12 protein-coding genes are annotated in these 13,264 nt (G+C 71.2%); 5 read left to right on the forward strand and 7 right to left on the reverse strand.

The features are described 5' to 3' along the window. Positions 1-90: 90 nt before the first annotated feature. Positions 91-858 (reverse strand): SDR family NAD(P)-dependent oxidoreductase, encoded by a 768-nt coding sequence (locus BLW76_RS06125; RefSeq protein ID WP_091304881.1) that lies wholly within the window; start codon positions 856-858, stop codon positions 91-93. A 70-nt stretch (positions 859-928) separates the two neighbouring features. Between BLW76_RS06125 and BLW76_RS06130 the strand changes: the two genes are divergently transcribed. Further along, positions 929-1,858, forward strand: coding sequence for a hypothetical protein (locus BLW76_RS06130; protein ID WP_091304882.1), 930 nt, complete (start codon positions 929-931; stop codon positions 1,856-1,858). Here BLW76_RS06130 and BLW76_RS06135 read toward each other — a convergent pair. The 4 genes from BLW76_RS06135 to BLW76_RS06150 form a co-directional block, all read right to left on the reverse strand. Next, positions 1,855-2,619 (reverse strand): type III secretion system chaperone family protein, encoded by a 765-nt coding sequence (locus BLW76_RS06135; protein ID WP_091304883.1) that lies wholly within the window; start codon positions 2,617-2,619, stop codon positions 1,855-1,857. The two genes, BLW76_RS06130 and BLW76_RS06135, sit on opposite strands and share 4 nt — an antisense overlap. 165 nt (positions 2,620-2,784) lie before the next feature. Further along, positions 2,785-5,382, reverse strand: a complete 2,598-nt coding sequence (clpB, locus tag BLW76_RS06140; protein WP_091304884.1) for an ATP-dependent chaperone ClpB — start codon at positions 5,380-5,382, stop codon at positions 2,785-2,787. A gap of 98 nt (positions 5,383-5,480) precedes the next feature. Beyond that, entirely contained in the window at positions 5,481-6,668 is a 1,188-nt protein-coding gene (locus BLW76_RS06145; RefSeq protein ID WP_091304885.1) for an MFS transporter, read from the reverse strand. A 99-nt stretch (positions 6,669-6,767) separates the two neighbouring features. Next, positions 6,768-7,253 carry a MarR family winged helix-turn-helix transcriptional regulator gene (locus BLW76_RS06150; RefSeq protein WP_091304886.1) on the reverse strand — a complete coding sequence of 162 codons (486 nt, stop codon included), beginning with the start codon at positions 7,251-7,253 and terminating at the stop codon, positions 6,768-6,770. A gap of 254 nt (positions 7,254-7,507) precedes the next feature. On the opposite strand from BLW76_RS06150, the gene BLW76_RS06155 reads away from it, so the two are divergent. From BLW76_RS06155 to BLW76_RS06170, 4 genes are all read left to right on the forward strand, one after another. Then, complete coding sequence (locus BLW76_RS06155; protein WP_208613226.1) at positions 7,508-8,683, forward strand: globin domain-containing protein; 1,176 nt, start codon at positions 7,508-7,510, stop codon at positions 8,681-8,683. 360 nt (positions 8,684-9,043) lie between these two features. Further along, on the forward strand, positions 9,044-10,147 hold the full coding sequence (locus tag BLW76_RS06160; protein ID WP_091305789.1) for a globin domain-containing protein: 1,104 nt from the start codon (positions 9,044-9,046) through the stop codon (positions 10,145-10,147). Between the two features lie 171 nt (positions 10,148-10,318). Next, positions 10,319-11,068: a lytic polysaccharide monooxygenase gene (locus BLW76_RS06165; RefSeq protein WP_091304887.1), complete on the forward strand. Its 750-nt coding sequence runs from the start codon at positions 10,319-10,321 to the stop codon at positions 11,066-11,068. Continuing rightward, the gene (locus BLW76_RS06170; RefSeq protein WP_244170068.1) at positions 11,065-11,589 is read left to right on the forward strand and encodes a DUF305 domain-containing protein; all 525 of its coding nucleotides are present in this window, start codon (positions 11,065-11,067) and stop codon (positions 11,587-11,589) included. Before BLW76_RS06165 ends, BLW76_RS06170 begins: the two co-directional genes overlap by 4 nt. A 57-nt stretch (positions 11,590-11,646) precedes the next feature. Here BLW76_RS06170 and BLW76_RS06175 read toward each other — a convergent pair whose 3' ends face one another. Together BLW76_RS06175 and dnaJ are read right to left on the reverse strand one after the other, a co-directional pair. After that, on the reverse strand, positions 11,647-12,072 hold the full coding sequence (locus tag BLW76_RS06175; protein WP_208613227.1) for a heat shock protein transcriptional repressor HspR: 426 nt from the start codon (positions 12,070-12,072) through the stop codon (positions 11,647-11,649). A gap of 5 nt (positions 12,073-12,077) precedes the next feature. Next, positions 12,078-13,247, reverse strand: coding sequence for a molecular chaperone DnaJ (dnaJ, locus tag BLW76_RS06180; protein WP_091304890.1), 1,170 nt, complete (start codon positions 13,245-13,247; stop codon positions 12,078-12,080). Between the last annotated feature and the right edge of the window lie 17 nt (positions 13,248-13,264).

A 13,264-nucleotide genomic window follows, 5' to 3' on the forward strand; every position in this document is an offset into this window, starting at 1 on the left:
TGAGCCGGCCCCCGGACCACCCTGGTGCGCGCGTGCGTCTTCCCGGTGGGGACAGCCCTACCGGGGCACTTTTACGTGAAAGTGCCCTACTCAGGTGCGGCCCTTGCCGCCGAAACCGCCGCTGACCCGGCGCAGCACCGCGCGCGGCAGCAGGCCGCCGAGCGCGACGATCGCCTTGTACTGCAGGCTCGGCACCGAGATCACCTTGCCGCGGCGCAGGTCCGCGAGCGCCTCGTTGACCACCTGTTCGACACCCAACCAGGCGATTTTCGGGCCCGGTTTGCCGATGCCGGCCCGTTCGTGGAACTCGGTCGCCGTGAACCCGGGGCAGAGCGCCATCATCCGGACGCCCTTCGGCAGCGACGCGGCAATGCCTTCGGTGAACGACGTGACCCAGTTCTTGCTGGCCGTGTACGTCGAGCCGCGGCCGCTGAAGAAGCCCGCCACGCTGCTGACCTGGATGATTTCGCCGTGCCCGCGCTCGATCATGCCGGGCAGCACGGCGCGGGTGAGCCGCAGGACGGCGGTGACGTTGACGTCGAGCTGGCGCTGCAGCGCGTCCGGCGGAATGGTCCAGAAGTCGCCGTTCAGGCCGAAGCCGGCGTTGTTGACCAGCAGGTCGACCGGCGCGGCCGCGAGCCGCTCCTCGACCGCCGTCCGTCCGTCTACTTCGGACAGATCGGCGGGGAGCACTTCGACGGCGACACCGTGCTTTTCCCGCAGCTCAGCGGCGTAGGCCTCCAGCCGGGCGGCGTCGCGAGCGACGAGCACGAGGTCGTACTTCTCGGCGGCGAGCGTGCGTGCGAACTGCGCGCCGATGCCCGCGGTGGCCCCGGTGATGAGAGCGGTGGTGTTCATGTGAGTGAACCATACCCGCAGGTCAGGCCCGGACATGCGCAGCGATTCACCGGGAAGTATCGTCCGGCGCATGGGTAAGCACAGCAGGCGCAAAAGCGGCTATCTGCCCAAGGTCGCCGCGGGCGCGGCGCCCGTCGCGCTGCTCTTCGCCACCCCCGCCGCCGCGCTGGCGAGCCCGGCCGAGCTGACCCTGCCGCTCGACCACCGCGACGACAGCACGTTCCGGCGCGACGTCTCCACCGCGGGTGCCGACGGCTCATCGGTGGTGCGCGAGACCGTGACGGCGACCCGCCACGACTTCCTCGCGAAGGAGGTCGCCGGCGCGGTCCTCACCACCGAACTCGACGAGTCCGCGACCACCCGCCGTGACGAACGGCAGTCGGAGACGTCGGCGGCGGCGCAGGAAGTCGATTCGCTCGCCCGTGCCGGACGGCACACCCTGCGCCTCGGCGACGTCCGCGCGGTCACCGCGAACAACCAGCGGCTCGGCCAGGGCGCGTCCCGGAACCTGTCGCTGTCCCCCCTCGGCGGTGACGCCGGGCGCCGGATCGGCCTCGGCGAAGGCACGAGCCACGGCGTCTGGCTCGCCGACGGGGTCGACGTGCTGAGCCAGAACGCGGAGCAGCTCGACACCGGCCTGCACGGCAGCTTCACCGGCGATCTCCAAGGCGCGCTGTCGGCCCGCCGGTCCTCCGGCCAGGCGGTCGACCTCGGCAGGCTCGGCGCGCTCGGGACGACGTCCGAGCAGCACGCGACCGGCCAGATCACCGGCGTCCTGGACATCGGCCAATCGCACGAGGCGGGCGGCCAGCTCGGCCCGGCCTGGGGCTTCGTGCAGACGAGCGAGTCACTGGGCCCGGCCGGCCCGGCGGGGTCGATCCGCGGCGACCTGGGCGTGGACCACGTGGTCCACGCCGAAGGCGGCACGACGTCGGTGCGTGGCACCCTCGACCGGTCGGGCTCGATCGGCGTCCTCGACCAGCGGCTGCTCGGCTTCTAGCTCTCGCTCGGCTTGGGCTCGGCGTCCGCGGACGGCGGCACCGGCGTCCCGGCCGCCGGGGTGACCGGGGCCTTGGCCTCCGACGGGACCGGGGCGCTCGCCTGGTGGCGGCCCGCGTCGTAGTCCTCGTCGAACGGGTCGACGATGTCCGCGATCTCGCCCAGGTCGCGCAGCAGGCGCTCGAGCCGGGACGGCCCGGCCGTCGGGACCACGCTGGCCAGCACCCACTCGTTCTCCAGCCAGGCCACGCCGACGTCGCCGCCGAGCTGGTCCGCCGCGTCCACGAGCTCCTGGGTGATCACCACGCGGGCGCCGTCGGCGTCGTCGGCGAACGCGTACCGCGCGCCGATCGGGCCGAGCATCTCCGGCATGTCCGCGCGCTGGAACGGGACGCTGGACAGCCACATCTCGATCGGGATGCGGTGCTTCTTGTTGCAGCGCACGGCGACCACGACCGCCGGGATCTGGCCCTCGGACTCGATGTCGAAGATGAACACCGGGCGGCGGCCGTCGGAGGTGAAGGTGGACCCCGCGACGACGTTCACCGCGGCGTCCGCGCCGAAGTAGCCGATCGCGCCGCCGGACCACTGCTGCGGCAGGCGCTCGTCCTCCTCGACGAACTGCCAGCCGCGCAACTGTGCCCAGCGCATTCGCTCGCGGTTGCGCGAGCCCTCCTTCGCCCGGTCGGCCGCGAGCAACCCCAGCCCCGCCACCAGGGCGACGGCCGCGATGACGAACCAGATCCACGCCGGAATACCCACGTCGGCCAGGGTATCGCCTCCTCAGGCCGGAGGGATGATCGCCGGTACCCGTGTCGCCCGGCCCGTTCGGAGCATTTTCGCCCGGCCGGGGTCGACAAATCGCCACTTTGGACGGTGTCGTGAGTGGTAAGGCGGGTTCCAACCCGCCTTACCACTCACGAGGGGTCAGACGCGGGTGACGGTCAGCGCGTCACCGGCCTCCAGCTCCGGGGCGTCGACGCGCACGGTGTCGCCGTCCCGGATGCCGCCCGACAGCAGTTCCTTCGCCAGCTTGTCGCCGATCGCCGACTGGACCAGCCGCCGCAGCGGGCGGGCGCCGTAGATCGGGTCGAAGCCGTTGAGGGCGAGCCACTCGCGGGCGCCGTCGGTGACCTCCAGGTTCAGCCGCCGCTGGGCCAGCCGCTTGGCGAGCCGGGCGACCTGGATGTCCACAATGGACGTCAGCTGCTCGGTGCCGAGCGAGTGGAACACGACGATGTCGTCGAGCCGGTTGAGGAACTCCGGCTTGAACTGCCGCTGCACCACCTCGAGCACGGCGTCCCGCCGCTGCCGCTCGTCGAGCGACGGGTCGGCGATGGCCTGCGAGCCGAGGTTCGACGTCAGGATCAGGATGGTGTTGCGGAAGTCGACCGTCCGGCCCTGGCCGTCGGTCAGCCGCCCGTCGTCGAGGACCTGCAGCAGCACGTCGAAGACGTCCGGGTGGGCCTTCTCGACCTCGTCGAGCAGCACCACCGAGTACGGGCGGCGCCGGACGGCCTCGGTGAGCTGGCCGCCCTGGTCGTAGCCGACGTACCCGGGCGGGGCGCCGACCAGGCGCGCCACCGAGTGCTTCTCGGCGTACTCGCTCATGTCGATGCGCTGCATCGCGCGCTCGTCGTCGAACAGGAATTCAGCCAGGGCCTTGGCCAGCTCGGTCTTGCCGACGCCGGTGGGGCCGAGGAACAGGAACGAGCCGGTCGGCCGGTCGGGGTCGGCGACGCCGGCCCGGCTGCGGCGGACGGCGTCCGCCACGACCTGCACGGCCTCGGCCTGCCCGATGACGCGCCGGGTCAGCTCCTCCTCCATCCGGAGCAGCTTGCCGGTCTCGCCTTCTAGGAGCCGTCCCGCCGGGATGCCGGTCCACGCGCTGACGACGTCGGCGACGTCGTCCGCGCCGACCTCCTCCTTGAGCATGACGTTCTGCTGGCTGGCCTCGTTCGCCGCGGTGGCCGCTTCGAACTCCTTCTCCAGCGCCGGGATCCGGCCGTAGCGCAGCTCGGCGGCCTTGCCGAGGTCACCGTCTCGCTCGGCGCGCTCGGACTCGCCGCGCAGCTGCTCGAGCTGCTCCTTGAGTTCGCGGACGCGCTCGATCGAGCCCTTCTCGTTCTGCCAGCGCGCGGTCAGCGCGGTCAGCGTCTCGCGCTTCTCGGCCAGCTCGGCGCGCAGGGCGTTGAGGCGTTCCTTCGAAGCGGCGTCGCTTTCCTTCGCGAGCGCCATCTCCTCGATCTCCAGCCGGCGCACGGCGCGCTCGACCTCGTCGATCTCCACCGGCCGCGAGTCGATCTCCATGCGGAGCTTCGACGCGGCCTCGTCGACCAGGTCGATCGCCTTGTCCGGCAGGAAGCGCGCGGTGATGTAGCGGTCGGACAGCGTCGCGGCGGCGACCAGCGCGGCGTCCGTGATCCGGACACCGTGGTGCACCTCGTAGCGCTCCTTGAGCCCGCGCAGGATCGCGATGGTGTCCTCCGGCGACGGTTCGCCGACGAGCACCTGCTGGAAGCGCCGCTCCAGGGCGGCGTCCTTCTCGATGTGCTGGCGGTACTCGTCGAGCGTGGTCGCGCCGACCATCCGCAGCTCGCCGCGGGCGAGCATCGGCTTGATCATGTTGCCCGCGTCCATCGCGCCGCCCTCGCCGGTCGCGCCGGCGCCGACGATCGTGTGCAGCTCGTCGATGAAGGTGACGACCTCGCCCGCGGAGTCGGTGATCTCCTTGAGCACGGCCTTCAGCCGCTCCTCGAACTCGCCGCGGTACTTCGCGCCGGCCACCATCGACCCGAGGTCGAGGGCGACGACGCGCTTGCCGCGCAGCGACTCGGGCACGTCCCCGGCGATGATGCGCTGGGCCAGGCCCTCGACGATGGCCGTCTTGCCGACGCCCGGCTCGCCGATCAGGACCGGGTTGTTCTTCGTGCGCCGCGACAGCACCTGCACGACGCGGCGGATCTCGGTGTCGCGGCCGATGACCGGGTCGAGCTCGCCGTTGCGGGCGCGCGCGGTGAGGTCGACGCCGTACTTCTCCAGCGCCTTGAACGTGCTCTCCGGGTCTTCGCTGGTGATCCGGGCGGAGCCGCGGACCTTGACGAACGCCTCCTGCAGCGCGTCCGGCGTCGCGCCGTGCCGCTTGAGCAGGTCGGCGACCTGGCCGCCCTCGGTCGCGAGCCCGACGAGCAGGTGCTCGGTCGAGACGTACTCGTCGCCCAGCTCGGTCGCGAGCTTCTGGGCGCGCGTCAGCGACTTGACCGCGTAGGTGTCGAACTGCGGGCTCGACACGGTCGCACCGGTCGCGGACGGCAGCGCCGCGATCAGCGGTTCGAGCTCCTTGTGCACCACCTCCGGGTCGGCCCCGACCGCGGTCAGCAGCGGTGCGGTCAGCCCCTCACCCTGCGCCAGCAGGGCGCCCAGCAGATGGGCGGCCGACACGTGCGGGTTGCCTGCCATGGTGGCCGCCTGCGCCGCGGACGAGATCGCCTGCTGGGTCTTCGTGGTCGGGTTGAAAGCGTCCATCCCTCACCTCATGCTCGGTACTGCGAGAAAGTCCTGGTGACAGGCCTGACCGTGACCCGTCACCCTCTCTAACGCACGGAAACTTGAGTCTGTTCCGCTCAACTTCTTCCGGGTGCCACCGCGCTCGCCGGCAACCGCGAGCCGAGCGCACCGAGCCCGGCCACGGCGACGCCGGCGCACGCCCCGACCAGCACCCAGGGTAACCAGTCGGCGACCGAGAACAAGGCCACCACGGCCGGCGCGATCACCTGCGCCACGGTGAACGCGTACTGGTACGCAGCGAGATAACGGCCGCGGGCCACCGGAGGTGCCGCGGCCTCGGCGAGCGCCCCCGATCGCGGCCCGAAGACCAGGTCGCCCGCGGCGAAGATCAGCGTCGACACCAGCAGGTACCCCACCTGCCAGCCGTCGGGCACGACCAGCACGCCCAGGCTGACCAGGCACCACGCGGCGAACAACGCCGAGCCGAGGCGCATCGCCGCGATCCGCGTCAGCCGGGCGGTGAGCCGCAGCGCGAGCGTGCCGCCGACGCTGGTCAGCAGGGTCAGCAGCGCGAGGATCGCGCCCGGCAGCCACGCCGGGCCGTGGAGCCGGTCGAGCACGAACACCGGCGTGCCGATCAGGAAGAAGTCCAGCGAGAGCCCGAAGAGCCCGCTGAACAGGATCAGGGCGAGGTACGGCCGGTCGCGCAGCACCCGCACCGACGGCTCGCGGGCGGGCCGGCGCGGCCGGGTGAGCCGGACGAAGAAGGCGAGGATCGTCGCGGCGGCGAAGAACGTCACGACGTCCACGATCAGCGCGACGCGGTAGCCGTCGTCGCCGAGCCACGTCAGCAGCGCGCCCGCCGCCAGACCGCCGAGGCCGAAGCAGGCGGCCCGCACCATCCCCACCTCGGCGAACGGCCGGTCCTTCGGGCCTTCCCCCGCGACGTCGGCGATGAGCGCGAACAGGGAGCTGTAGAACAGCTGCTGCCCGGCGGACAGCAGGACGGCGGCGACCACCACCGGACCGGCGCCGTCGGCGACCAGGTACGCACCCGCGCCGGCCGCCTGGAGCAGCTGGGCACTGACCACCACCGCGCGTGGCCCGACGCGGTCGACCAGCCGGCCGGCGAGCAGCGGCACGACGAGCGCGCCGACGGCACCCAGCGTTACGGCGGTGCCTGCCATGGCCAGCGGCACGCCGACCACCTGCGTCACGTAGACCAGCGCCAGCGGGAGGAACAGCCCAGAGCCGAAGTTGTCGATTCCCATCGCGCACAGCAATGCGACCCGGTCACGCGTCACCCACCGACGTTAACCCTGGGGAATGCCGTCAAGTCAGGACCGAACGGACACTTTCGCCAGGGCCGAGAGCCACTTGCGGTGTGCCTCGCGGCCCGGGTGTCACTTGTTCGTGTCAGCCGGCGGGGCGTCGCTGCCGAGGGCGTGGCGGAGGTCGGCGTTCATCTCCGCAAGCCGCGTGGTGAGGTCCGTGACGCGCTCGTCGTCCCAGCCGCCGAGCGCCTTCTCCATGAACTCGACGTAGCCGGCGCGCCAGCGGGCGAGCTCGGCCCGGCCCTTCTCGGAGACGCTCACCAGGGACGCCCGGCCGTCTTCGGGCGCGGGACGGCGGTCGACCAGCCCGGCCGCCGACAGCTGGGCGATCTGCCTGCTCACGACCGAGAGGTCGACGAACCGGCGCTTCGCCAGCTCGGACGGCCGCGTCTCGCCGTTCTTCGCCAGGTCGGACAGCAGCATCGCGGCCGCCGGGTGCAGCCCGGGCTCGCTCTGCCAGGTCTGCATGATCCAGGCGTGCTGGAGCTGGGAAGCGGTCTTCAGCTCGCGCATGAGCTCGACCCGGACGTCCTCGTCGGTGTTGTCGAAGCCCATCGGCACCTCCATTGGTTGTGCCATACAAGTATATTGCCGGGCACTTGCCGTCGACAACCGGTGCACCGGTGAGGTCCCCCACGCCTGACCGGGCGCAATACACCCGGTCGGAGCAACAATGCGGGCAAAAGGGCGCCCGGCGGATACCCTGCGGACGGGCGCCGCGCGCGGCGCGTTCCAGTGACGTTGAGTGACGAGGTGGCAGCAGTGGCGAAGGACCCAGGAGGCGGTCCCCGACCCGTGAACAACCCCTCATGACAGCCGACTCCGTCAGCCCGCTCCCCAGGTCTTCGGCCCCGCGCGAGGCTCCCGCGGCCGTCACGGCCATGGTCCGGCTCATCCGGGACAGCTGGGCCATGTCCGAGCCCTACATCGCGGACATCTCGCAGTTCTTCTACGGGATGCTGTTCACCCTGGCCCCGACCACGCGCGACTTCTTCCCGATCAACATGGAGATCCAGCGCGGCAGGCTGGTGCGCGCGCTGGTGCACATCGTGCAGATGGTCGACCGGCCCGACGACCTCGCGCCGTTCCTGCGCCAGCTGGGCCGCGACCACCGCAAGTTCGGCGTGGTGCCCCGGCACTACGAAGCGGTCGGGACGGCGCTGCTGGCGTCGCTCAAGAACCACCTCGGCCCGGCGTGGACGCCCGAGGTCGAGCGGGCGTGGGCCGAGGCGTTCACCATCGCCGCGCGGGCCATGCAGGAGGCGGCCGCCTCCGACACGAACCCGCCGTCGTGGCGGGCCACCGTGGTCGAGCACCGGCGGCTGACCTGGGACCTCGCCCTGGTGCGGCTGGTGCCCGACCAGCCCGTGCCGTACCACCCCGGCCAGTACGTGAGCGTCGAAGTGCCGCAGCGGCCGCGGCTGTGGCGGTACCTCTCGCCGGCGAACGCGCCGCGCGAGGACGGCGGCATCGAGTTCCACGTCCGCGCCATCGACGGCGGCTGGGTCTCCCGCGCCATCGTCAGCCACACCCAGCCCGGGGACGTCTGGCGGCTCGGCCCGCCGCTGGGCCGGATGACGGTCCACCGGGAGTCCTCGCGCGCGGTGCTGATGGTCGCCGGCGGGACCGGCATCACCCCACTGCGGGCGATCCTCGACCACCTCGCGCTGTGGGGCGAGAACCCGAAGACCCACCTGTTCTACGGCGGCCCGGCCCGCGAGGACCTCTACGACCTCGAAGAGCTGCGCGCCCTGGCGGCGACCAACCCCTGGCTGACCGTGACGCCGGTCGTCGAACGCGGCGGCGACGTCCCGGGGTTCGAGCAGGGGACGCTGGCCGAGGCCGTCACGCGGTACGGGGCGTGGCCCGGCCACGACATCCTGGTGTCCGGCTCGCCGGCGATGATCCGCGCGACGGTGTCGCGCATGCTGGTCGCGGGCAGCGCGCTCGACCAGATCCAGTACGACCCGTTCACGATCGACTAGTCGCATCGGGCACTGACAATCCGCCGTCCGGTCAATGATTTCGTTACGCTTCGGAAATCGGCAACCAGTAACGGATGAATCCGGCGGCGTGATCATTTTTACGCTGTGACAGGCGGGGTTGACCGGGTGTACCTGAATTGCTCCGTTCGAGCGGGAACGCGCCGAATCACGCGCATCTGCACGGGAATTCGCCTACAGTCGGGAACCCTCGGGGGCGGCACCGCCACAGCGACGCCGCACGCATGCACGGCGCGAAAGCCTTTGCACGACTGGAGATTACCGTTCCCGATGAGCGCTGAATCCGTGAAGATCCCCGCAGCGCCCGAGACGCTTCCCGTTTCGGCTGTGGAAGGTCGAGAGCTGGCCCGGTTGATTCGTGAAAGTTTTGCGGAGGTCGAATCGAAAGCCGATGAACTGGCGCAGTACTTCTACGGTGCGTTGTTCGTGGTCGCCCCCGATTGCCGGGATCTGTTCCCGGTGACCATGACGACGCAGCGGAGCAGGTTGCTGCGCGCGCTGGTGTACGTGGTGCAGATGGTCGACCGGCCCGACGAGCTGGTCACCTTCCTGGGGCAGCTGGGCCGCGACCACCGGAAGTTCGCCGTCGTCTCGCGCCACTACGACGCCGTCGGAGTCGCGCTGATCGCCGCGTTGAAACGATTTCTCAAGGAGAAGTGGACCGCCGAGGTCGAATCGGCGTGGACCTCGGCGTACGGGCTCATCGCCAAGACGATGCGCGAAGCCGCCCAGGCGGAGACGGGCCCGGCGGCCTGGTCGGCGACCGTGCTGGAGCACCGCAAGCTCAGCCGCGACGTCGCGCTGGTGAAGGTGCGCACCGAGGGGCTGCTGCCGTACCGCGCCGGCGGGTACGTCAGCGTGGAGGTGCCCCAGCGGCCCCGGTTCTGGCGGTACCTTTCGCCGGCGAACGCACCCCGCGGCGACGGCCAGCTCACCTTCCACGTGCGCGCGGTGCCCGGCGGCTGGGTCAGCGGGAGCATCGTCAACCACACCAGGCCCGGTGACGTCTGGCGCCTCGGGCCGTCGATGGGCGTGCTGAACGTGCGCCCGACGTCCACGAAACGGCGGCTGCTCATGATCGGCGGCGGCACCGGCATCACGCCGTTGCTGGCCATCCTCGACGACCTGTCGCGCTGGAAGCGGAACCCGCCGGTGCACCTGTTCTTCGGCGGACGGCGACCGGAGGACCTGTACGCGCTGGAGGAGCTGCGCCGGCTGGCCGCGACGTCGAAGTGGCTGACGGTCACCCCGGTCACCGAGGAGGGCGCACTGGCCGGCGGCGACCGCGGGACGCTCGCCCACGCCGTGACCCAGCGCGGCAAGTGGCAGCACCACGACGTCCTCGTGTCCGGTTCGCCGCCGATGATCCAGGCGACCGTCGCCAAGCTGCTGGCCAGGGGGATCGAACTGGAACGAATATCGTACGACCCGTTCACCCTGGACTGAGGTCCGTCCCGACCTTCGGACTGGGCCGAGCGGAGTATCGAATTCGTCGAACGGCGGTAGTTCGTTGACCGTTGTGCCCGAATCATCTTATGGTCTAGACCACATCTTCCCCGGATGTGCTCGTTCGTCCTCCCCTTTCGGAACAACGCTGTTCCCCTTCGAGGAGCCGAAATGACCTGGAAAAGAAAGCTCTTCGCGGCCGCTGCCGGAGCTCTGCTCGCACCGGTGCTGATCGTCGTCCTCCCCGCCACCTCCGCGAGCGCCCACGGCTACGTGTCCGATCCGCCCAGCCGGCAGGCCAACTGCGCGGCCGGGAAGGTGTCCGGCTGCGGGAGCATCGTCTACGAACCGCAGAGCGTCGAAGGGCCGAAGGGCCTGCGCAGCTGCAACGGCGGCCTGTCGCAGTTCGCCGAGCTGACCGACGAGTCGAAGCCGTGGCCCGCCAAGTCGGTCGGCACCACGGTGACGTTCAACTGGGTGTTCACCGCCCGGCACTCGACGTCGAACTACGAGTACTACGTCGGCGGCACCCGCGTCGCGGTGTTCAGCGGCAACAACCAGCAGCCGCCGCCGACGTTGTCGCACACGGTGAACCTGGCCGGCTATTCGGGCCGGATCAAGGTGCTGGCGATCTGGAACATCTCGGACACGGCCAACGCGTTCTACAGCTGCGTTGACCTCCAGGTGGGTGGCGGCGGCACCCCGCCGCCGACCACCACCACGCCGCCCCCGACCACGACGACCCGGCCGCCCACCACGACGACCACCCCGCCCACGAGTGGCACGTGGGCCGCGGGCACGGCGTACAAGGCGGGCGACGTCGTGACGTACGGCGGCGCGAGCTACCGCTGCGTCCAGCCGCACACGGCGATCGCGGGCTGGGAGCCGCCGAACACGCCGGCGCTCTGGCAGCGCCAGTGAGAGTGGTCTTGGCCGTCGTCGCGCTGCTCCTGACCGGTTGCGCGACGACGGCCACCCCATCGCACAACGCGGCCGACGTGATGTTCCTGCAGATGCTGATTCCCCAGAACCAGCAAGGGATCGAGATCGTCCGGCTGGCGGCGGCACGCCCGCTCCCGGCCTCGGTGAAGGAACTGGCAGCGGCGATCGAGGTGACCCAGCAGACCGAGATCGACGACATGCGCCGCTGGCTTCGCGAGTGGAACCAGCCCGAGTCTGTGGCCCCCGAGGCGCACGCGGGCCACGGCGGCATGAAGATGACCTCGCCGGACCTGGTGGGAGCACTTCGGACGGTCCCGGACGACGAGTTCACCCGCCGGTTCCTCGACGTTCTGACGGGACAGCAGCAGGGCGCGGTCGAGCTGGCCCGGACGGAGAACGGGCCGGGCGGCGGAGTGAACGCCCAGGCCCGTGACCTGGCCCGCCGGGTGATCGAGTCCCGGACGGCCGAGGTCAAGCAGCTGCTGAACGTGAAGACGTGACCCGCGGCGCACGAAGGCCTCCCCGGTCACCCGGGGAGGCCTTCGTCGTTCTGGTCGTCAGCGGCGCTTGGGCCGCCACACCACCATCGCCGTCTGCTGGTTGAGCGGCACCAGGTCACGGCGGTAGGACGCGTGCGCCGCCGCCGCGGCCTGCTCCGCCGCCACGTACGCCGCGGCCAGCTCCTCCGTCAGCTCGGCGACCCTGGCGCGGAGCGCGTCGACCTGGTTCTCCAGCTCGATGATGCGCTTGATGCCGGCCAGGTTGACGCCGTCCTCCTGCGAAAGGCGCTGCACCTCGCGCAGCAGCGCGATGTCCCGCATCGAGTAGCGCCGCCCGCCGCCGGGGGTGCGGCCCGGTGACACCAGGCCCTGCCGGTCGTACGTGCGCAACGTCTGCGCGTGCATCCCGGCGAGCTGGGCCGCCACCGAGATGACGAACACCGGGGTCTCTTCGTCGCCTTCCTGCGGTATCCCGCCGAACACCACTCTCACCTACCTTGCAGCAGCTCGGTGATCTCGGGCCGGGGGTCGTGCCCGGCCATCGCCTCGGCGTACGCCTGCAGTGCCTCGCGCGCCTTGTCGTCCAGTTTGGCGGGAATCGCCGCCTGGAGGGTGACGAGCAGGTCACCCTGCGAACCGTCGCGCTTGGCGATGCCCTTGCCGCGCACGCGCAGCACCCGCCCGCTCGCGGTACCCGGCGGCACCTTGAGCGAGACCTTCGCTTCCAGGGTCGGCACCGTGATCGTGGTGCCGAGCGCCAGTTCGGTGAAGTCCACCGGCACGGTGATCGTCAGGTCGAGCCCCTTGCGCCCGAACAGCGCGTGCGGAGCCACGTGCACCCGGACGTACAGGTCGCCCGCCTGCGCCCCGCCCCGGCCCGGCTCGCCCTGGCCGGCCAGCCGGATGCGCTGGTCGTCGTCGACGCCCGGCGGGATCCGGACGGTCAGTGTGCGCGTCCGCGTGCTGATGCCTTCGCCACCGCACTCCGGGCACGGGTCGTCGATGATCGTCCCGCGGCCGCGGCAGTCGCGGCACGGCTCCGAGAACGCGAACGCGCCCTGGCTGCGGCTCACCAGCCCCGAACCGGAGCAGGTCGGGCAGGTCCGCGGCGACGTGCCCGGCCGGGCACCGTTGCCGCTGCAGGTCGCGCAGGTCGCCGGGCTCGACAGCCGCAGCGGCAGGGTCGCGCCCTTGACCGCCTCGGTGAAGTCGATCCGGACGTCCGTCTCGACGTCGGCCCCGCGCTGCGGCCGGTTCGCCGTCGCGCCCGCCGACGACCGCCCGCGGCCGAAGATCCCGCCCAGGATGTCGCCGAGGCCGCCGAAACCGCCCTGCTGACCGGCGCCGGCCTGGCCGAAGATGTCGCCCATGTCGAAGCTGCCGCCACCGCCGCCACCGGGGAAGTTGAAGCCGCCCCCGCCGCCGAACAGCCGCCGCGCCTCGTCGTACTCCTTGCGCTTGCTCGCGTCGGAGAGCACGCCGTAGGCCTCGGAGACCGCCTTGAACTTCTGCTCCGCCTGCGCGTTGCCGGCGTTCGCGTCCGGGTGGTTCTCCTTGGCCAGCTTCCGATAGGCCTTTTTGATTTCGTCCGCGGTGGCGTCGGAGGAGACGCCCAGCTCACGGTAGAAGTCCTTACCGATCCATTCCCGTGCGCTCATCGGGCGTCTCCTCCTCC

Source organism: Amycolatopsis tolypomycina, assembly GCF_900105945.1.
In the GTDB taxonomy this organism is placed as follows: domain Bacteria; phylum Actinomycetota; class Actinomycetes; order Mycobacteriales; family Pseudonocardiaceae; genus Amycolatopsis; species Amycolatopsis tolypomycina.

Excerpts from the sequence above, each read along its gene's own strand:
- clpB (WP_091304884.1), bottom strand. The coding sequence starts at position 5,382 with ATGGACGCTTTCAACCCGACCACGAAGACCCAGCAGGCGATCTCGTCC.
- BLW76_RS06150 (WP_091304886.1), bottom strand. The coding sequence starts at position 7,253 with ATGGGCTTCGACAACACCGACGAGGACGTCCGGGTCGAGCTCATGCGC.
- BLW76_RS06165 (WP_091304887.1), top strand. The coding sequence starts at position 10,319 with ATGACCTGGAAAAGAAAGCTCTTCGCGGCCGCTGCCGGAGCTCTGCTC.
- BLW76_RS06125 (WP_091304881.1), bottom strand. The coding sequence starts at position 858 with ATGAACACCACCGCTCTCATCACCGGGGCCACCGCGGGCATCGGCGCG.
- dnaJ (WP_091304890.1), bottom strand. The coding sequence starts at position 13,247 with ATGAGCGCACGGGAATGGATCGGTAAGGACTTCTACCGTGAGCTGGGC.
- BLW76_RS06130 (WP_091304882.1), top strand. The coding sequence starts at position 929 with ATGGGTAAGCACAGCAGGCGCAAAAGCGGCTATCTGCCCAAGGTCGCC.
- BLW76_RS06155 (WP_208613226.1), top strand. The coding sequence starts at position 7,508 with ATGACAGCCGACTCCGTCAGCCCGCTCCCCAGGTCTTCGGCCCCGCGC.